The following is a 19,042-nucleotide window of genomic DNA, read 5'->3' on the forward strand; positions in this document are numbered from 1 at the left end:
GGGGGCCGGCCCCACGGCTCAGGGGCGGGACAGCCCCAGCGACCGCTTGAGGAAGTCCACCTGGAGCAGCAGCAGGTTCTCCGCGACCTGCTCCTGGGGCGTCATGTGGGTCACCCCGCTCAGCGGCAGCACTTCGTGCGGCCGCCCGGCCGCCAGCAGCGCCGAGGAGAGCCGCAGCGCGTGCGCGACCACCACGTTGTCGTCCGCGAGCCCGTGGACGATCATCATGGGCCGCACCTGCTCGGCGGCGTGGGAGAGCCCGTCGTCGGTCATCAGGGCGTTGTACGCGTACACCTCGGGCTGCGCGGCCGGGTCGCCGAGATAGCGCTCGGTGTAGTGCGTGTCGTAGAGCCGCCAGTCCGTCACCGGGGCGCCCACCACGGCCGCGTGGAAGACGTCGGGGCGCCGCAGCACCGCGAGCCCGGAAAGGTAACCCCCGTACGACCAGCCCCGGATGGCGACCCGGTCCATATCCAGCGGGAACCGCTCGGCGAGCGCGTGCAGGGCCTCGATCTGGTCGTCCAGGGTGAGCACGAAGTCGTCCCGCACGGCCTTCTCCCAGGCGGGCGAGCGGCCCGGCGCGCCGCGCCCGTCCGCCACGATCACCGCGAAGCCCTGGTCCGCGAACCACTGCGAGGTGAGGTGCGCGTTGTGGGCGGCGACCACCCGGCGGCCGTGCGGCCCGCCGTACGGATCCATCAGCACCGGAAGCGGACCATCCGATTCCTGGTAGTCCGACGGAAGCAGCACGGCGCATGGAATGCGGCGTGCGCCCCCCTCGGTGAGCGTGACCCGGGCGGAGAGCACCGGCTCCTGGGCGTGGCTCGCGATCCGGACCAGCCGCTTGCCGTCCCGGACGACCCAGGCGGCCGATCCGGGCTCGTCCGGGGTGGCCGAGACCAGTACCGTCAGGTCGCCCGCGCGGACCGCGGAGTGCACACCCACCCCCTCGGAAATCCGCTCGATTCCCAGCTCGTTGACCCGGTACACATGGCTCTCGCCGGTCTCCGGCGCCTCGGCCTCCTCGCCCGCCACCGCGGAGACCAGGATGTCCGACGCACCGATGTCCAGCACCGCCTGGACCTGCAACTGGGCCCCGGTCAGCGGCCGGTCACCGACGGCCAGCACCCGCGCGCCGCCCTCGTCCGCGATCCGCACGAGCCGTCCGTCCGGCGCCCACGCGGGCACCCCGCCGAACAGATCCAGCCACACCGGGTCCTCGTCCACATGGACCACCCGGGTCTCCCCGGACTCCGGGTCCACCGTCAGATACCGCTGACTGCGCTGGTCACGGGCCTGCACGAGCAGCAGCGGGGCACCGGCGGAGGACCAGTGGACCTGGGCCAGGTACGGGAACGCCGCCCGGTCCCAGAGCACTTCCCGGCGGGCCCCCTCCAGGTCCACCACGAAGAGCCGCACCTCGGCGTTGGGCGTCCCGGCCGCCGGATAGGCCACCTCGGCCGGCTTGCGCTCAGGGTGCGCGGGATCGGCGATGAACCACCGCTGTACGGGGCTGTCGTCGGCCCGCGCGACCAGCAGCCGGTCCGAATCCGGCGACCACCAGAAGCCCCGGAAGCGGTGCATCTCCTCGGCCGCGACGAACTCGGCCAGACCGTAGGTGACATGGGCGTCCTCGGGCTCCGCCAGCGCCCGGTCACCCTCGCCCTCGGCGCCCACGATCCGCAGCGCGCCCCTGGACACGTACGCGATGCGGCGCCCGTCGGGGGAGGGCCGCGGGTCGATCACCGGGCCCGGCACCGGCAGCGCCCGCGCCGTCCCGGCCCGCAACTCGGCCACGTACACCTTCCCGGACAGGGCGAAGGCGGCCAACTCCGCCGCCGCGTCCACCGCGTAGGAGACGATGCCGGCCGACCCCTCCCGGGTCCGCTCCCGCCGGGCCCGCTCCTGCGGCGACAGCCTCTCCGCCGAACCGCCCAGCAGCGCCTCGGGATCGGCGACGAGCCGCTCCTCCCCGGAGGCCGGATCGAGCACCCAGAGCCGGTTGGTCCGGTCGATGCCCGAGGTGGAGCGCAGGAAGATCACCCGCGTCTCATCCGGTGAGACGGTGAAGGCGCGCGGTGCGCCCAGAGTGAACCGCTGGGTCCGTGCGTGCTGGCGGGGAAAGGACGGCTTCGTCGAGGTCATGGCTCCGAACTTAGCCGCGCGCAGCGGTCCGTGCGCCCCTCGTGCTGCTGTGCCCCGATCAATGCGGTGGCACGGAAAGTTATGATCCGTAGCGCTCGGTGGGTAAGAACCCGTCGGCTCCGTGTCTCCCCGTGTCCCCGTCCCGACCGTACTGATGGAGGTGAACCGCCGTGGCGCTCTCGATTTCGGCGGTGGTGCTGCTGGCGATCATCGTCTTCCTGCTGATCCGGAAATCCGGACTGAAGGGCGGACACGCGGTGGTCTGCATGCTGCTGGGGTTCTACATCGCCAGCTCGTCCGTCGCGCCGACCATCTCGGACCTGACGTCCAACGTGGCGGGGATGATCGGCAGCATCAAGTTCTGACCGTGTGCACTCGCCTTCCGACCGCGTGTACCCGCTTTCCGACCGGGTACGCCCGCGGTTGAGACGGTCGGCGGGGAGCGGGGGACACCGGGGCCCGCCGGGCTCGTAGGGTGGTCCCCATGAAGGACCTCCCCGCCCGCCGTCTGCTGCTGGTGCACGCGCACCCCGACGACGAGTCGATCAACAACGGCGCCACCATGGCCAGGTACGCGGCCGAAGGCGCCCACATCACGCTGGTGACGTGCACGCTGGGCGAGGAGGGCGAGGTCATCCCGCCCGCCCTCGCCCGCCTCGCCGCCGACCGGGACGACGCCCTCGGCCCCCATCGCGTGGGCGAGCTGGCCGCGGCGATGCAGGAGCTCGGCGTCACCGACCACCGCTTCCTCGGCGGCGCGGGCCGGTTCCGGGACTCCGGGATGATGGGCACCGAACAGAACGAGCGCCCCGGCGCCTTCTGGTCCACCCCGGTGGACGAGGCGGCCGCCCCCCTCGTGGAGGTGATCCGGGAGGTCCGTCCCCAGGTCCTGGTCACCTACGACCCGGACGGCGGCTACGGCCACCCCGACCACATCCAGGCCCACCGGGTCGCGATGCGCGCCGCCGACCTGGCCGCCGACCCGTCGTACGGCTCCGACGCCCCGCACACCATCGCCAAGATCTACTGGAACCGGGTGGAGCGGGCCGTGGCCGAGGCCGCCTTCGACCGCCTGCGCACCACGGCACCGGAAGCCTTCGGCGGTGTCGCGGCCGTGGGCGACGTCCCCGGAGTGGTCGGCGGCGACGAGATCACCGCGGAGATCGACGGATCGGCGTACGCCGGGGCGAAGGCGGCGGCGATGCGCGCCCATGCGACCCAGATCGTGGTGGACGGCCCCTTCTTCGCCCTCTCCAACGACCTGGGCCAGCCGCTGCTGACGACGGAGTACTACCAGCTGGTGCGGGGCGTCGCGGGGGTCGGCGGGGGAACGCGGGAGGACGATCTGTTCGCGGGGGTGGGCGCGTGAGCGAGAACCCCGGCAAGGACCGCGACCGCGCCCGCGCACCGCGCGCCGACGCACCGCGTCCCGACGCACCGCGTACCACACCCCCCAGGGTGCCCGGAGGCACCGGCCTCACCGCCCGGCCGAACCCGGCCCGGATCGCGGGCTGCCTCGCTCTCGCCGTGCTCGGGGCCCTCGTCGCGCTCGCCGGGACGCTCGTCCAAGCGGCGTGGTTCCCGGGCGGGTTGGTCATCGCCCTGCTGGGCTCGGCAGGCCTCTTCTACGGCGGCCGCATCCTGACCGGGACGCAGATCGGCGCGCTGGCCCCGGCGGTCGGCTGGTTCATCACGGTGTTCGTCCTGTTGTCGGGCCGGCCGGAAGGCGACTACGTCTTCGGCGACGAACTCGGCCTGGTGCTCTTCATGCTCGGCGGGACCGCCGCCGCTGTGATGTGCGCCACCACATCGAAAGTGCCGCAATCAGCCACCCGTAACGGCCGGTCCGGTATCTGAAGTGCTAAGTCCGCGCCCGGAATGCCCCCCACAGGTGTCATGCCGAGGTGGAGGTTTCCCCGGTCGCGGAGTGTCCGACGGCGGCGGCCAGTATGGTGGTGCGCGCGCCGAGCCGTCCCCTGGCCTGCGGCATGGGGGAAGTACGGGCGGCGGAGCCAATCGGGAGAACCTGCTTTGAGTCGTGAAACTGACAGTTCGTCCTCCGGGCCCCAGGGGCGCGGTGGAGCCGCGTACCCGTCGGGTACGCCGCCGTACGGATCCCGCCAGTATCCGTCGCCGGACGGCTCGGACGAGACCCCGGAATCCGTCGATCCGCCCCGGCCCGACGAGCCGAAGACCGAGACGACGCTGACGACGCGCATCCGGATCAACATCCCCGGGTCACGCCCGATCCCGCCGGTCGTGATGCGTACGCCGATGGCCGAGAGCGACATCGCCACCGGCCGCCCCGACGCGGAGCGCACCGGCAGCACGCTGCGCCCCGGCACGCCACCGCCCGCGGGCCCGGCGGGCGGCGGTTCGGGCGCAACCGGTACGTCCGGTGGCCCGGCCGCCTCCTCGCCCTCGCCGGGCCGGGACGGCGGCGGGCCCGCCGAGCCGTCCTCCGCCGATGAGCCGGGCAGGGCGAAGAGCGGGAGCGACTGGTTCGCCCCGCGCAAGAACCCGGCACCCGCTCCCGCACCGGCTTTCGGCGCGGGCGGCGCGCCGGGCTCCGGCGGTGCGACCGGTCCGGGCTCCGGCGGTGCGCCTGGCTCCGGCGGTGCGGGTGCCGGTGGTCCCGGCCCGCTCGGCGCGGGCGGCACCGGTCCGGGCGGCCCGGGGTCCCTCGGCGGCCCCGACGACGCCGGCCAGGCACGCCCCGACCTGCCGTACTTCTCGGACGCCGTGCCCCGGCCCGGCAACGGCCCCGGCACGTCCGGCTCCGGCATCCCGGGCCCCGGCAGCGCCCTGGACGGCTACAGCACGGAGCCCCCCGGTGCGGGCCCGCGCTCCGCGCCCGACCCCGGGGTCCGTACGCCCGGTCCGTCCGGCCCCACCACGGGCCCGGTCACCGGCACCTCGTCGCTCACGCCCAACCTCGACGGCGTCCCGGGCCTCGGCGGCCCCGGCCCGATGGTCCCGGGCACCCCCGGCGGCGTACCGCCCCGCCTCTCCGACGACACCGCGATCCTGACGCCGCAGTCCCTCGCGCCCGACTCCGGGCCCGGCGGCCATGTCTCGGGGGACACGCTGACCAGCGGCATCCCCGTGGTGCCCAGCGAGCCCCGCTCGTCGTTCCCGGGCCGGCCGGACGGGGCGGGCGGCCCCGGGGGCTTCGGCGGCCCCGGCGGCCCGTTCCCGGGAGGACCGGGCGGCCCCGGCGGCCCCGGCGTGTCCGCGCCCGGCCCCGCCACGGCCCGCCCGGCACCCGCGCCCGCCCCCGCGAAGAAGGGCCGCTCCAAGCTGGTCCTCCTCGGCGTGGCCGCGATCGTGCTGCTCGGCATCGCCTACGGCGCCGGCCTCCTGCTGAACCACTCCGAGGTCCCCAAGGGCACCACGGTGCTCGGCGTCGACATCGGCGGCGGCACGAAGGAGGAGGCGGTCACCAAGCTGGAGGCCTCCCTCGGCGAGCGGGCCCAGGCGTCGCTGACGCTGTCCGTGGACGGCAATGCGCAGAAGCTGGACCCGGAGAAGGCCGGTCTCACCCTGGACAGCCAGGAGACCGTGCGCGGTGCCGCGGGCAGCGACTACAACCCGGTCTCGGTGATCGGCTCGCTGTTCGGCGGGGAGCGCGCGGCCGACCCGGTGATCCCGGTCGACGAGGAGAAGCTCGGCGTCGCGCTGACCGATCTGGCGGGCGTCGCCGGCTCGTCCCAGGACGGCACGATCCGGTTCGAGCCGAACAAGGCGGTCGCGGTGCCGGGCAAGCCCGGCAAGACCCTGGACGTCGGCCAGTCGCTGATCTCCGTCCGCGACGCCTACCGCGCCCAGGTGCAGACCGGGCAGGCCGGGGTGGTCGAACTGCCCGTCGCCACCAGGGAGCCCACCGTCACCCAGGCCGAACTGACCCGGGCGATGAAGGAGTTCGCCGAGCCCGCGATGTCCGGCCTGATCACCATCAAGGCGGGCCCGAAGCAGATCCAGTTCGGCCCGGCGCGGTCGCTGCCGCAGATCCTGTCCATGAAGGCCGTCGACGGCCGGCTGGTCGACGTCTACGACAAGAAAGCGATCGACACCCTTCTGGACGGCGTCTTCGACGGCATCACGGCGGTCAAGGCCGACGGCGAGCAGCACCCGGTCGGCGCGGACGACGTGGCACAGGCGATGAAGACGGCCCTCACCGGGAAGACCCCGGCGGAGCGCACGGTCACCATCGACCTGACGGGCGAGGGCTGAGCCCCCGGCCGTACCCCGCCAGCACCACCCGCCGCCCCCGACCGGACACTCCGGCCGGGGGCGGCCCGGTGAACGGGACCGTCATGTGCTCGTAGGGGCGGTTGCCGCCGAGCGGGACGGCGTTCGGGCAGCCGGCTCCGGGAAGCCGTCGGACCGGAGGCAAGGGGGAGCGAGCGCAGCCGAAGTCCCGCCCGGTGCATGGCGGCGTGCCGCGGCCGGGCCGGGCGAGCGGCGGTCCGGCACAAGGGGGACCATGGGGCCATGAGCTCGCCCGGCGGTCCGTGGCGCCCGCCCCAGGACGTCGGCCGGCAGATCAAGGTCTGGTTCCGCTGCGTACCGCGTGAGGACTGGCTGCCGTACGACACCGAGGGGTTGTGGGCGACCCGGCTGAGCGCCGACACCGCCCGGGTCGACAACGTGCCCTTCCTCCAGGACGGGGTCGCCGAGGGCGAGACCGTACGGTTCACGACCGACGCGGACGGGGTGCACTGGTCCGTCGAACGGGTCGCCGATTCCGGCAACTGCACCGTCAGGGTGCTGCCCGTGCCGGACGGCCCGCTCGGCCGGGACGCCCGCGCCGTGCACGAGCGGTTCGCGCCGTTCGGGCTGGGCGGCGAGGTCTTCAGCGCGGACCTTCCCCTGGTCGCGTTCACCGTGCCGGGTGGCGCGGACCTCCGGGCGATCAAGGAGCTGCTGGTCCGCGGCCGGGACGAGGGGTGGTGGCACTTCGAGGTCGGGTGCGCCACGGACGCGTGGCGGGCGGCCTAGGGCCCCGGGCGCGGGTCGCGGTCGTGGACCGGGCCCGAGGCCGGCGGCTGATCCGTCCCGGTCCACGCCCCTGCGGTTACGGCTACGAGGCCGAGGTCCCCGTCTCCTCGTCCCCGATCTTCCGGATCACCCGGGCCGGGTTGCCCACCGCGACCACATTCGCCGGCAGGTCCTTCGTGACCACCGCCCCCGCGCCCACCACGGTGTTCTCCCCGATGCTCACCCCCGGGCAGACGATCACCCCGCCGCCCAGCCACACGTTGTCCCCGATCGTGATCGGCTCCGCGGCCTCCCACTTGGCGCGGCGCGGCTCGGGGTCGATGGGGTGGGTCGGGGTGAGGAGCTGCACGTTCGGACCCATCTGGACGTCGGCGCCGATCGTGATGCGGGCGACGTCCAGGAACACCGCCCCGAAGTTCACGAACGACCTCGGGCCCAGGGTGATCCGGTGGCCGTAGTCCACCCGCAGCGGCGGCCGGATCTCGGCGTGCTCGCCCAGCTCGCCCAGCAGCTCGGCCAGAGCCGCGCGGCGGGCCTCCGGATCGCCGGCCGACGTGGCGTTGAAGCGCTCGTTCAGGAGTGCCGAGCGCAGGGCGTCCGCCGCGATCTCCGGGTCGTCGGCGAGGTAGGGCTCGCCCGCGAGCATGGCCTCGCGCTGGCTGCGCGGGGCCTTCTCGGCGCCGGACGAGGGGGTGGCCCGCGGGCCGGTGGTCAGATCGTCCTGGCTGCTCACGAGGTGGTCGTCTCCTTCGTACGGGGTGATCCGTCCCGGTGCAGTCTGCCTGGGGAGCCCGTCCCCTGTCCTGCCCGTATTCCCGGCGCCAGGACCAGCGTCACCACCAGCGAGAGCGCCGCGACCGCCGCCATCCCGGTCGCGGGCGAGGTCAGCTGGGCGATGGTGCCCGCGACGGCGGCGCCCACGCCCTGCATCGCGAGCGTCCCCGATGAGCTCAGCCCCAGCGCGTGACCGCTCAGCTCCTTGGAGGTGAGGGCCATCAGCCGTTCCTGGAGCAGCAGGCTCGCGCTGAACCCGGTGCTCGCCAGCCCCACCGCCACCACCGCCACGGGCAGCCCGGGGCTCAGCGCGAACGCCAGGTACGGGGCGGCCAGCAGCACCCGCAGCGGACTGCCGAGGCGGGCCCGCCACCGCTCCGGCACGAACCGGCCGACCAGCGCGTCCCCGGTCAGCATCCCCAGCGCCCCGCAGGCGAAGAGGAGCCCGGCGTGCTCGGGCGCGTAGGCGATGAACAGGGACTCACACCCCACCACCAGCCCGTTGGGCACCCACAGGGCGAGGTACACCGAGCGCCGGGGTGCGGACGACCAGAGCACCGCGTTGCTCCGCCAGGTCTCCCGGACCGAGGCCCGGCCGGTGGCGCGGGGCGGCCGGGCCGTGAGCCCGAACCGGGCGAGGGCCGCGGCGAGGACGTACAGCGCCGCGCCGACCAGCAGGGTGCCCCGAGCCGAGAGAGTGGTCACCAGCACCCCGCCGACCGCGAACCCGAGGATCTGCATGGTGCCCACCGACATGGTGAACACGGAGCGGCCGAGCAGGAAGCCCCGCTCCGGAACGATCTCGTTGAGCAGCCCGTACCGCACCCCGCCGCCCAGCGAGGAGGCGACCCCGAGGGCCAGCAGGACGGCGAAGGCTGCCCACAGCGGCAGCCCGGGGACGGCCTGTACGCCGGTGCCGAGCGCGAACAGCAGCGCCAGGCCGGTCAGCGCACCGCGCGGCGGCAGCCGGTCCGCCGCCGACAGCAGGGTGAGGGCTCCGGCGACCTGGGCCAGGGACGGACCGAACATGGCCAGCGCCGACAGCAGCGGTGAGCCGGTCGACGCGTGGACGAGGGTGCCGAGGGCGAGACCGGCCGTGGTCTGGGCCGCCACCTGCACGGAGGCGGTCGTGAAGAGGGGGAGGAACTCCGGGGTGCGGAAGAGTTCGCGGTAGGTGCGCATCAGCGGAGTCTGGGACGGTGCCCGGCGGGCCCGTTACTCTTTCGCGCAGAGGCGAAACAACGACTTCCCGACGCCGAGGGTGGCCCATGGGCTGGTGGCAGATCAGCGCGGACACGCTCGCGAACAGCCGCTTCGTCGTCTCCCCGCTGGCGGAGGCCCTGGCGAGTCTGAGGACCCTGGAGCGGGCCGTCGCCGCGCATCCGCGGGAGCGCGCCTGGCTGGAGCGGTGGCTCCCCGCCTACCGGCGGCTCCGATCCGGGGATCCGCTCTCGGCCCGGATCATCCGCTCCGCCTTCACCTCCCGCTGGAGCGCCGACTTCCTCACCCCTGCCCCCGTCCCTCCGCCCGCCGGCCAGGAGCCGGACACCTTCACCCGGGAGCTGGCACGGGTCCGGGCGACGCCGCCGGACGTGGCCCGCGCCGATCTCGTCCAGAGCCTCGGCGGGCCGCTGCCCGCCGCGCTGGACCGGGACGATCTGGCGCGGCGGAGCGCCGATGTCGTGGAGTGGGTGTGGACGCACGCGGTGCTGCCGGAGTGGCCCGCCCGGCGCCGGGTTCTGGAGGCCGATGTGATCGCCCGGGCCGCCCAGTTGAGCCGGGGCGGCTGGGCGCAGGCGCTCGACGCGATGCGGCCGGGGATGCGGTGGCTGGGGGAGAGCCGGCTCCAGATCAACACCTACGACAACCCGCCGCGTGAACTGGGCGGTGCCCAGCTGGTGTTCACCCCCGTCACCGCCGATGTGGGCTGGGTCTGCTGGGACATCCCGTACCGCTACGGCGTGGTGTACCCCTGCTCGGGCGCGCTCGCCGACACCGGCCGTACCCCCGTACCGCAGGCACTGGGGGCGTTGATCGGCCCGGCGCGGGCGGTCGTCCTCGTTCTGCTGGCCTCGCCGCTGAGCACCACCCAGCTCGTCACGCTGACCGGCCAGGGACTGGGGTCGGTGGGGCGTCACCTGCGGGTTCTGCTGGACGCGGGGCTGGTACGCCGCCGCCGGGACGGCCGGTCCGTGCTGTATTTCCGGACAGCGGCGGGAAACGGGTTGGTACGCGCCGCGGGCTGAACGCGCCCCGCCCGCGCCCCCGCCCGCAGCTGCGAAGTCACCGGAAGGCGATGCGGTCCGCATGGGTCGCGCGCCTGTTTGAGTCGTGACATCGGTGACTGTTGGCGGTGCTCATCGTTGTGGCAATTTCTCTCTCGCCAGCGAAGACCGAGCGAGGGGAACGTCGTGAATCCGGAGTACGCCGCGTACTGCCAGGCGGACCGCCGCTTCTACGACGCACCCCACCGTTCCCTCGAAGAGGGCGCCGAGGAGCGTTCGTTCTTCGCACCGGTCCGCGGCGCCGCCCCCCAGGGGTGGACCCGCTCCCGGCGCGGTGACTGGCTCTCCTTCAGCCCCGACGGGCTCCGGCTGCCGCCCCAGGGCTGGAAGCTCCACATATCGGCCGCCGCCGACAACGCGGAATCGGTTCTGGAGCGGGTCGCGGCCTACTGCCTGGCCCATCGGCTGCCCTTCAAGTGCGTACCGTCGCCCGGCCTGCTGAACCTGCGGAACTCCAAGTACGCGGACCGGGCGGGCAGCGGCAAGTTCATCACCGTCTACCCGCACTCCGAGGACGCGTTCCCCGAGGTGTGCTCCGCGCTGATGGAGCTGCTGGAGGGCGAGCACGGCCCGTACATCCTCAGCGATCTGCGGTGCGGGAACGGGCCGGTACACACGCGGTACGGGGCCTTCGCCGCCCGCTTCTGCACCGGGCCCGACGGGCGGCCCGTGCCCGCCGTCGCCGACCCGCGGGGCCGCCTCGTCCCGGACGACCGGGGCCCGGCCTTCCGGACACCGGCCTGGGTGACGCCGCCCGACTTCCTGCGCCCGCACCTCGATGCCCGCGCCGCCGTCGGCCTCGGCGACCTGCCGTACACCGTCGAGAAGGCGCTCCACTTCTCCAACGGCGGTGGGGTCTACCTCGGCCGGGACAGCCGCACCGGCGAGCAGATCGTCCTCAAGGAGGCCCGCCCCTACGCCGGGCTCGCCGCCGACGGGGCCGACGCCGTCGCCCGGCTCCAGCGGGAGCGGACCGCGCTGGAGCAGTTGGCCGGACTGGACTGCGTACCGGCCGTGCACGACGCGTTCGAGGTCGGCGGCCACCACTTCCTGGTCCTCCAGTACCTGCCGGGCGCCACCCTCAACACCGTCTTCGCCCGCCGCTTCCCGCTCGCCCGTCGGGACCCCACCCCCGAGCTGATCGCCGAACACGCGGCGTGGGCCGAGGAGCTGTACGGGAAGGTCGAGCGCGCCGTCGAGGCCGTACACGGCCGGGGCATCGTCATCAGCGATCTGCACATGAGCAATGTGATGGTCGACGAGGAGACCTCCCGGATCGTCCTGCTCGACTTCGAGGCCGCCTCCCCGGCCGCCGACCGGCGCCGTCAGATCGTCGCCAACCCGGCCTTCGTGGCCCCGCCCGACCGGCGCGGCACCGACATCGACTCGTACGCGCTGGCCTGTCTGCGGCTCGCCCTGTACCTGCCGCTCACCACGCTCTTCGGCATCGACCGCACGAAGGCCGGCGGCCTCGCCCGGGAGATCGCGCGCGTCTTCCCGGTCGGCGAGGAGACCCTGCGCCCGGCGGTGGAGGAGATCCGGCGGGGTATGGACCAGCGGGCTACGGACCCGAGTGCTCCGACGCCGTCCGACCCCGGTGACCGTCCGACGCCGTCCGACCTCGGTGACCGTCCGGTGCTGTCCGAACTCGACCGGCCGGCGCTGTCCGACTCCGGCGACCGGCCGGTGCCGTCCGACCCCGGTGGCTGGCCGGCCGCCCGCGACTCGATGGCCCACGCCATCGCCGCCTCCTGTACGCCCGACCGCGACGACCGATGTTTCCCCGGCGACATCGCCCAGTTCGCCACGGCCACCGGCGGCCAGTCCTTCGCCTACGGCGCGGCCGGGGTGCTCTACGCCCTGCACGAGACGGGTGCCCCCCGGTGCGAACCGGCCGAGGCGTGGCTGCTGCGGCAGGCCAAGGACCCGGCCTCCGGCTCCCCGCTCGGCTTCTACGACGGGCTCACCGGCATCGCCTGGACGCTGAACCGGATCGGCCGCACCGCCGAGGCCGCCGACCTCGCCCGGATCGTCCTCGAACAGCCCCTGGAAGGCCTGGCACCGGGCCTGCACAGCGGGTACGCCGGAATCGGCCTCGCCCTCGACGACCTGGCCCGCACCGCCTCCGCCACCGAGGCCCCGGCGCTGGCGGCCGCGGCCGGCCGCTGCACCGCCCTCGCCGTACGGGCCCTGGTGGACGGCCCGCCGTCACCCCGGACCGGACTCCTGCACGGCGCGACCGGCGTCGCCCTGCTGCTGGTCCGCCGGTACGGGGCCACCGGGGACACCGGCCTCCTCGACCTGGCCGCCGCCGCCCTCCGGCGCGACCTGGACCGGTGCCGGGCGGGCGACGACGGCGAACTCCTCGTCGTCGAGGGCAAGCGGCTGATGCCCTACCTCGGAGCGGGCAGCGCCGGCATCGCGGCCGTCATCGACGCCTACCTGGCCCACCGCCCCGACCCGGAGCTGGAGGCCGCGGGCCGGGCGCTGCTCCCGGCCGCGCTCTCCGCCTTCTACATCCAGCCCGGACTGATGCGTGGCTCGGCCGGACTCCTGCTGCACCTGGCGGCCACGCCGCTGTGCGACGAGCAGACCCGGGAGCGCGCGATCCGCCTCCACACCGGGCTGCTCTCCAGCCACGCCCTCGCCTACGAAGGCGGCATCGCCTTCGCCGGCGAGCAGTTGATGCGGCTGTCGATGGACCTGGCCACCGGGACCGCCGGCTGCCTGCTCGCCCTGGGCAGCGCGCTCGGCCCGCCCACCACGCTTCCCTTCCTCGCCGCCGCTCCCCGGGCGGCGCACCCCGGCCGCGCGAGCGGCCCCACGGACCGGCTCCTGCAGGAGTCGTAGCACCACAACCGCTCGACACCCAGCCGGAGCAACAGGTTCCGGTTACCGTCCCAGAAAGGAAACACCATCATGGCGCTTCTTGACCTTCAGGCGATGGAGACCCCGGCCGAGGAGTCCTTCGGCGAGCTCGCCACGGGCAGCCAGGTCTCGCTGCTGGTCTGTGAGTTCAGCTCGCTCAGCGTGACCCTCTGCACCCCGTGACGCCCCGCCGCCCGCTCCGCCGGTGATCCCACCGGCGGGCCGGGCGGCCCGTCCGCCGGTCCCGCGCGGTTCGTCCGCCCGGGACCGGCGGCGTCCCTCCACCCGTACCGCCGCGAGCCGGAAAGGGAGACCACGTGCGGCTGAAACCCCGCCCCGCGGCGGAATCCGGCACCCGACGGCTCGCCCGCCGCCACCCGGCCGCCCTCCTGGTCCTCCTGTTCTGCTCCACCGGTGGCGCGCTCGCCGCCCTCGCCCTGCCGGCCGCGCTCGGCCACACGGTCGACGGGCTCATCGACGGCGGGCCCGTGCCCTGGTCCGGGCTGCTGCTCTGCGCCGCACTGACCCTCGCCGAGACCGGGTTCGACGCGGGCGCGGCCGTGCTCGGCACCAGCACCACCGCCCGGCTCACCGCCCGTCTGCGCACCCGCACCACCGCCCGGGTGCTGGCCGCCGAGCCCCGCACCGCCCTCGCCGTGCCGACCGGCGACCTCACCGCCCGGCTCACCGCCCGCACCGCCGACGCGGCTGCCGCACCCGTCACCGCCGCCGGAGCCGCCGCCGGCGTCCTGCTCCCGCTCGGCGCGGTCACCGGCCTCCTCCTCATCGACCCCTGGACGGCCGCCGCCTTCCTCCTCGGCGCCCCCCTCCTCGTCGCCCTGCTGCACACCTTCACCCGCCGCACCGCCGACGCCGGGGCCGACTACCAGCGCGCCCAGTCGGTCATCGCCCACCGTCTGACCGAGGCGCTCGACGGAGCCGACACCATCCGCGCCGCCCGCACCGGAGCCCGCGAGTACCGCCGCGTCCTCGAACCGCTCGGCGCCCTGGCCGACCACGGCCGGCGCACCTGGGCCGTGTACGGACGTGCCGCCGGCCAGAGCGCCCTGCTGCTGCCGCTGCTCATGCTGCTGGTCCTCGCGGTCGGCGGACTGCGGCTCGGCGCGGGCGCGATCGGCGTCGGCGACCTGGTCGCCGCCTCCCGGTACGCGGGCCTCGCCGTCGGCATCGGCGCCCTGACCGGTGCGCTCGGTGCCCTCGCCCGCAGCCGCGTCGCCGCCCGCACCCTGGACCCGCTGCTCACCCTGGACCCGCTGCCGCACGACGGGCTCGCCCCGGTCCCCGGTGGCCCGGGCCACCTCGAACTCCGGGACGTCGGCGTCGTACAGGACGGGCGACCGCTCCTCACCGGCGTCCGCCTCACCGTCCCCGGCGGCACCTCGCTCGCCGTCGTCGGCCGCTCGGGCTCCGGCAAGTCGGTGTTCGCGGCGGTCGCCGGACGGCTGCTCGACCCGGACACCGGAACCGTGCTGCTGGACGGCGTACCCCTGAGGGCCATGGACCCCGTCCTCCTGCGCCCCGAGGTCGCCTACGCCTTCGCCCGCCCCGCCCTGCCCGGCACCACGGTCGAGGACACCATCGCCTTCGGGCCGTGGACCGCCGGGCCCGACGCGGTACGGGACGCCGCCCGCGCCGCCCGGGCTGACGGGTTCGTCGGACGCCTCCCGTACGGCTACGCCACCTCGCTCACCGATGCTCCGCTCTCCGGCGGTGAACGCCAACGACTCGGCCTGGCCCGCGCGTTCGCCCACCCCGGCCGTCTGCTCATCCTGGACGACGCGCTCTGTGGCCTCGACACCGTCACCGAACACCACGTCCGGCGCGCCCTCGACGAGCGGGCCGGGCGCTCCACCCGCGTGATCGTGGCCCACCGGCTCTCCTCGGCCGCCCGCGCGGACCGGGTCCTCTGGCTGGAGGACGGCCGCGTCCGGGCGACGGGCCCGCACGAGGAGTTGTGGGCGGACCCGGAGTACCGGGCGGTGTTCCGTACGGACGGACCGGAGGCCACCGGGTCACCGGACGCGGCCGGGTCAACGGACGCCCCCGACGCCCCGGCACCGCCCCGACCGCGCCCCGGAGCGGCGCACGGAGCGGAGGCGCGGTGACGGCACCGGCACGGGCACACCCGTCACCGCGACCGGCGAAGGGGAGCGACCGCCGCGACGGCGCCCTCACCCGGGTCACGCACGACGCCCGCCCCTTCCTCCGCGCCCGCACCGGCGTCGTCCTGCGGCTGGCCGGCTGGTCCCTGCTGGAGTTCGTCCAGACCTTCCTCGGCGGATTCGGCGTCGCCCGCGCGCTGGACCACGGCTTCCTCGCCGGACGCCCGCTCACCGGCCTCCTCTGGCTGGCCGTCGCCGCCGCGGCCGTGCTCCCCGCCCAACTCGCCACCCGGGGCGTCTTCGGACGCCTCGCGGACCTGGTGGAGCCGCTGCGCGACGGGCTGGTGCGGCGCGCGGTCTCCCGGGCGCTCGTAGGCGCCCTCGCGCATCCCGCCGGCACCACCGCCCGCTCCCTCTCCCAGGTCACCCATCAGAGCGAGATCGCCCGGGACGGCTGGGCCGGACTCGTCCTGACGCTGCGGTCGTTCGTGTTCACGGTGGCCGGGGCCGTGGCGGGCCTGCTGGCCCTGGAGCCCAGGCTCCTGCTGATCGTGCTGCCCCCGCTGGTCCTGGGCGGCGCCCTGTTCCTGGCCACCCTGCCGCCGATGGCCGCCCGCCAGCGCGACTACCTCACCGCCGACGAGGCGTACGCGGCCCAAGCCGGCCGGACCGCCGCCGACCTGCGGGACATCGCCGCCGCCGGGGCCGCCGGCCGCACGGTGACGGAGTCCCGGGCCCTGGCCGACGACCAGGTCCGCGCGGCCCGTTCGCTGGCCCGCTGGTCCGGCGTACGGGTGGTGGCGCTGGCCGTCTGCGGCCGCTTCCCGCCGCTCCTGCTGCTGCTCGGCGCCCCCTGGCTGCTGCGCCACGGCCTCACGTCCGGCGCGCTGGTGGGGGCGCTCACCTACCTGACCCAGGCGCTGGCCCCGGCGGTGCAGGCGCTGATGACCATGCTCGCCACCGTCGGCGGCCGCCTCCTGGTGGTCCTGGACCGGTTCACGGACGCGCCGCCGCCGCCCCGCGACGACCACGACGATCCGCGACCGCCGACCGACGGCCGGCCACCGCACCCGCAGGGCCCCGACCCCGTCGCCGAACTCCACGCCGTCACCTTCGCGTACGGGCCGGCCGCGCACCCCGTCCTGGACCGGCTCTCCCTCACCGTCACCCCCGGCGAGCACCTCGCGGTCGTCGGGCCGAGCGGCAGCGGCAAGTCGACCCTCGCCGCCGTCATCGCCGGGGTGGAGCGGCCCACCGGCGGCGCGGTGCGCTGGCACGGGCGGCCGGTGCGCGCGGCCGACGCCACCTCCGTACGCGTTCTGCTGCCCCAGCACGCCTACGTGTTCACCGGCACACTGCGGGACAACCTCCGCTACCTCCGCCCCGACGCGGGCGACCGGGACCTGGCCGCCATGATCGACGCGCTCGGCCTGGACCCCCTGCTCTCCCGGCTCGGCTCCCTCGACGCGTCCCTGGAACCGGACCGGCTCTCCCAGGGGGAACGCCAGCTGATCGCCCTGGGCCGGGCCTACCTGGCCGCGCCGCCGCTCATCGTGCTCGACGAAGCGACCAGCCGGCTCGACCCGTCCGCCGAGACCCGCGCCGAGCTCGCGTTCGCCGCACTGCCCAGCGCCCTGGTGGTCGTCGCCCACCGCCTCAGCTCAGCCCGGCGCGCCGACCGGATCCTCGTGATGGACGGCCCGCGCACCCGCTGCGGCACCTCGGCGGAGCTCCTGCGCACCTCGCCCCTCTACCGGGACCTGATCGGGCTCTGGGCGCCGGACGAGAGCTCCCGCCGGAACGCTGTCATATCCACCCCGCCTCCTTCGCCCGTCTGATGGCGTCCACACGGTTGCGCGCCCCGGACTTCCGAATGGCGGCGGCGAGGTAGTTGCGTACCGTCCCCGGGGTGAGATGCAGCCGCCCGGCGATACCTGAGACGGTTTCGCCGCCTTCGGCCAGGGAGAGCACGCTCAGTTCCCTGGGAGACAACGGCATGTCGGCCACCTGCAACAGGCTGAAGGCGAGTGACTCGTCGATATGCCGCCCGCCGTCGGCCAGTTTGTGCATGACCTCGGAGAGGTCGTCCACCGGCCGGTACTTGTCGATGTAGCCGCGGGCGCCCGCCTCGTAGGCCCGGCGCAGCCCCCGCGGCCGGTCGCTGCGGGTGAGCACGGCCAGCGGACAGCCCTGGCCGTGTGGTTCGGCCATCGATCTCACCTCCTCCAGGATGTCCAGGGCGTCCGGACATTCGAGATCGGTGAGCAGGACATCCGGTCCTGTGCCGGCCACCGCCGACCGTATCGCGCCCCGGTCGGCGGTCCATACGTCTATCCCCTGTCCCGCGCCGAGCAGGGATGCCAGCGAAGCGCGCCACAGAGGCACGTTGTGGACCAGCAGAACGGTTGTCATCAGCCTTGCCTTCGGCATTTCTCTCCTGGCGTGCGCACCACGGGCCTATCGCACAGTGCGATAGCGTGTGCGCGTCGGGTGACGAGTCTCCATCGTGGCGCTTCAGCAATCAGGTGCGCCGACGAATTGGCGCATTCCCGTGCCTGCTGGGTACGGATGGTGGCGTCCGGATGGACAGCGGGAGTGCACCGCGCATCGGAATGGCGGGATCCGTCGCTACGGTGTTCGTCCGGGCGGGCCGGAGGGCGTGGTTTCAGCCAAGTCCGGGCGCGGGGGTTTCAGCCAAGTCCGGACGCGGTGGTTTCAGCCGGTCCGGACGCGGTGGTTTCAGCCGGTCCGGGCGCGGCGGTGACAGCCGGTCCGGGCGCGGAGGTTTCAGCCGGTCCGGGCGCGGAGGTTTCAGCCGGTCCGGGCGCGGAGGTTTCAGCCGGTCCGGGCGCGGAGGTTTCAGCCGGTCCGGGCGCGGAGGTGACAGCCGGAACCGCAGGCCGGCCCGGCCCGTTCCCCGTTCCCCGTTCAGTTCAGCAGCGCACGGGCGGCCTGGGCCTTGCGCCGGACCGTCTCGGCGGTCGTCGGTTCGATGGTGTCGAGCAGCTGCGCGTACTCCTCCATCTCCGCCGCCCCGCGCTGGAACTCCCCGCGCTGGACCAGGAGCTGGGCCCGCTCGTAGCGCAGCCGGGCCGGGTGCGAGGGCAGGAGCAGGGAGAGCTCCACCGCCCAGAGGGCCACATCCGTGCGCTCGGGGCGGGCGGCGGCCCAGGCCCTGATGTTGTTCAGGATGCGCAGCACGATCTCCAGCGGCCGGGCGGGCGCCGGCACGGACGGCTCCAGACGCGCCCCCGTCGCCCCCGCGACCAGCAGGTCCGCGTCCTGGCCGGTCAGTGGCGCGCCCCCGGCGAACGGATCGACGAGCACCGGTCGGGCCGGGTCCCCGAAGCCGACCACGAAGTGGCCGGGCAACGCCACCCCGAACACCGGGGCGCCGGCCCGCCGGGCGACCTCGATCCAGACCACCGAGAGCAGGATCGGCAGCCCGCGGCGCCGCCGCAGCACCTGCTGGAGGAGCGAGGAATCCAGCCGCTGGTAGTCGGCGGACGACCCGGTGAACTCATGCCGTTCACCCAGCAGTTCGGCCAGGGCCGAGGCCCAGGCGGCCGGGGAGCGGGAGCCGTACGGCAACAGCCCGGCGAGCCGGTCCAGTTCGATCTGCGCTCCGTCGATCCCGTACGGGTCGGGAGAGACCTCGTCCGGATCGACCGGGCGCGGCTCTCCGGGGCCGACCGGGCCCGCCTCCGCACCCAGCAGGAGGCAGAGCAGCGCCAGATCCGGGCGCTCCGAGCGGGCCTCCTCGGCGAACTGCCGCCGGCGGTCGGCCGTACCGGAATCCTGCGCGCTCATATGCGACCCATGCCCCTGCTCGTCCTCACTGCTGCT

General features: G+C 74.7%; 15 protein-coding genes. 10 read left to right on the forward strand and 5 right to left on the reverse strand.

Annotated elements, in window-relative coordinates:
* Window positions 1-18: 18 nt before the first annotated feature.
* Window positions 19-2,145, reverse strand: coding sequence for a prolyl oligopeptidase family serine peptidase (locus ACIQAK_RS07165; protein WP_366387286.1), 2,127 nt, complete (start codon window positions 2,143-2,145; stop codon window positions 19-21).
* 170 nt (window positions 2,146-2,315) lie between these two features.
* Between ACIQAK_RS07165 and ACIQAK_RS07170 the strand changes: the two genes are divergently transcribed.
* From ACIQAK_RS07170 to ACIQAK_RS07190, 5 genes are all read left to right on the forward strand, one after another.
* Entirely contained in the window at window positions 2,316-2,510 is a 195-nt protein-coding gene (locus ACIQAK_RS07170) for a hypothetical protein (protein WP_015611142.1), read from the forward strand.
* Window positions 2,511-2,629: 119 nt separating this feature from the next.
* A complete protein-coding gene (mshB, locus tag ACIQAK_RS07175) occupies window positions 2,630-3,514 on the forward strand; it encodes an N-acetyl-1-D-myo-inositol-2-amino-2-deoxy-alpha-D-glucopyranoside deacetylase (protein WP_366387287.1) in 885 nt (294 codons plus the stop codon).
* On the forward strand, window positions 3,511-4,002 hold the full coding sequence (locus ACIQAK_RS07180) for a DUF6113 family protein (protein ID WP_366387288.1): 492 nt from the start codon (window positions 3,511-3,513) through the stop codon (window positions 4,000-4,002). The genes mshB and ACIQAK_RS07180 overlap by 4 nt, the downstream gene beginning before the upstream one ends.
* A gap of 174 nt (window positions 4,003-4,176) precedes the next feature.
* Window positions 4,177-6,378 carry a hypothetical protein gene (locus ACIQAK_RS07185; protein WP_366387289.1) on the forward strand — a complete coding sequence of 734 codons (2,202 nt, stop codon included), beginning with the start codon at window positions 4,177-4,179 and terminating at the stop codon, window positions 6,376-6,378.
* A gap of 261 nt (window positions 6,379-6,639) precedes the next feature.
* Complete coding sequence (locus ACIQAK_RS07190; RefSeq protein ID WP_366387290.1) at window positions 6,640-7,146, forward strand: DUF4265 domain-containing protein; 507 nt, start codon at window positions 6,640-6,642, stop codon at window positions 7,144-7,146.
* Window positions 7,147-7,228: 82 nt separating this feature from the next.
* Here the strand turns inward: ACIQAK_RS07190 and ACIQAK_RS07195 are convergent, their stop codons facing one another.
* The gene (locus ACIQAK_RS07195) at window positions 7,229-7,792 is read right to left on the reverse strand and encodes a sugar O-acetyltransferase (RefSeq protein ID WP_366387807.1); all 564 of its coding nucleotides are present in this window, start codon (window positions 7,790-7,792) and stop codon (window positions 7,229-7,231) included.
* Window positions 7,793-7,875: 83 nt separating this feature from the next.
* The gene (locus ACIQAK_RS07200) at window positions 7,876-9,102 is read right to left on the reverse strand and encodes an MFS transporter (RefSeq protein WP_366387291.1); all 1,227 of its coding nucleotides are present in this window, start codon (window positions 9,100-9,102) and stop codon (window positions 7,876-7,878) included.
* 86 nt (window positions 9,103-9,188) lie between these two features.
* On the opposite strand from ACIQAK_RS07200, the gene ACIQAK_RS07205 reads away from it, so the two are divergent.
* The 5 genes from ACIQAK_RS07205 to ACIQAK_RS07225 all read left to right on the forward strand — a co-directional run bounded on the left by ACIQAK_RS07205 (window position 9,189) and on the right by ACIQAK_RS07225 (window position 17,034).
* Window positions 9,189-10,166 carry a helix-turn-helix domain-containing protein gene (locus ACIQAK_RS07205; protein ID WP_366387292.1) on the forward strand — a complete coding sequence of 326 codons (978 nt, stop codon included), beginning with the start codon at window positions 9,189-9,191 and terminating at the stop codon, window positions 10,164-10,166.
* A 165-nt stretch (window positions 10,167-10,331) separates the two neighbouring features.
* Window positions 10,332-13,055 (forward strand): class III lanthionine synthetase LanKC, encoded by a 2,724-nt coding sequence (gene lanKC / locus ACIQAK_RS07210; protein WP_366387293.1) that lies wholly within the window; start codon window positions 10,332-10,334, stop codon window positions 13,053-13,055.
* Window positions 13,056-13,124: 69 nt separating this feature from the next.
* Window positions 13,125-13,256, forward strand: coding sequence for a SapB/AmfS family lanthipeptide (locus tag ACIQAK_RS07215; RefSeq protein ID WP_366387294.1), 132 nt, complete (start codon window positions 13,125-13,127; stop codon window positions 13,254-13,256).
* A gap of 134 nt (window positions 13,257-13,390) precedes the next feature.
* Complete coding sequence (locus ACIQAK_RS07220; RefSeq protein ID WP_366387295.1) at window positions 13,391-15,199, forward strand: ABC transporter ATP-binding protein; 1,809 nt, start codon at window positions 13,391-13,393, stop codon at window positions 15,197-15,199.
* Window positions 15,196-17,034 carry an ATP-binding cassette domain-containing protein gene (locus tag ACIQAK_RS07225; protein WP_366387296.1) on the forward strand — a complete coding sequence of 613 codons (1,839 nt, stop codon included), beginning with the start codon at window positions 15,196-15,198 and terminating at the stop codon, window positions 17,032-17,034. Before ACIQAK_RS07220 ends, ACIQAK_RS07225 begins: the two co-directional genes overlap by 4 nt.
* On the opposite strand, the gene ACIQAK_RS07230 is transcribed toward ACIQAK_RS07225, so the two are convergent.
* Both ACIQAK_RS07230 and ACIQAK_RS07235 read right to left on the reverse strand, forming a co-directional pair.
* Window positions 17,003-17,608, reverse strand: a complete 606-nt coding sequence (locus tag ACIQAK_RS07230) for a response regulator transcription factor (protein WP_366387297.1) — start codon at window positions 17,606-17,608, stop codon at window positions 17,003-17,005. The genes ACIQAK_RS07225 and ACIQAK_RS07230 overlap by 32 nt on opposite strands.
* Before the next feature lie 516 nt (window positions 17,609-18,124).
* Window positions 18,125-19,006, reverse strand: a complete 882-nt coding sequence (locus ACIQAK_RS07235; RefSeq protein ID WP_366387298.1) for a transglutaminase-like domain-containing protein — start codon at window positions 19,004-19,006, stop codon at window positions 18,125-18,127.
* Window positions 19,007-19,042: the final 36 nt, after the last annotated feature.

Source organism: Streptomyces sp. NPDC088706, from assembly GCF_044752765.1.
Taxonomy (GTDB): Bacteria; Actinomycetota; Actinomycetes; order Streptomycetales; family Streptomycetaceae; genus Streptomyces.

Coding starts and splice junctions, on each gene's coding strand:
- ACIQAK_RS07205 (WP_366387292.1), top strand. CDS start 9,189: ATGGGCTGGTGGCAGATCAGCGCGGACACGCTCGCGAACAGCCGCTTC.
- mshB (WP_366387287.1), top strand. CDS start 2,630: ATGAAGGACCTCCCCGCCCGCCGTCTGCTGCTGGTGCACGCGCACCCC.
- ACIQAK_RS07230 (WP_366387297.1), bottom strand. CDS start 17,608: ATGACAACCGTTCTGCTGGTCCACAACGTGCCTCTGTGGCGCGCTTCG.
- ACIQAK_RS07195 (WP_366387807.1), bottom strand. CDS start 7,792: ATGCTCGCGGGCGAGCCCTACCTCGCCGACGACCCGGAGATCGCGGCG.
- ACIQAK_RS07165 (WP_366387286.1), bottom strand. CDS start 2,145: ATGACCTCGACGAAGCCGTCCTTTCCCCGCCAGCACGCACGGACCCAG.
- ACIQAK_RS07235 (WP_366387298.1), bottom strand. CDS start 19,006: ATGAGCGCGCAGGATTCCGGTACGGCCGACCGCCGGCGGCAGTTCGCC.
- ACIQAK_RS07215 (WP_366387294.1), top strand. CDS start 13,125: ATGGCGCTTCTTGACCTTCAGGCGATGGAGACCCCGGCCGAGGAGTCC.
- ACIQAK_RS07200 (WP_366387291.1), bottom strand. CDS start 9,102: ATGCGCACCTACCGCGAACTCTTCCGCACCCCGGAGTTCCTCCCCCTC.
- ACIQAK_RS07190 (WP_366387290.1), top strand. CDS start 6,640: ATGAGCTCGCCCGGCGGTCCGTGGCGCCCGCCCCAGGACGTCGGCCGG.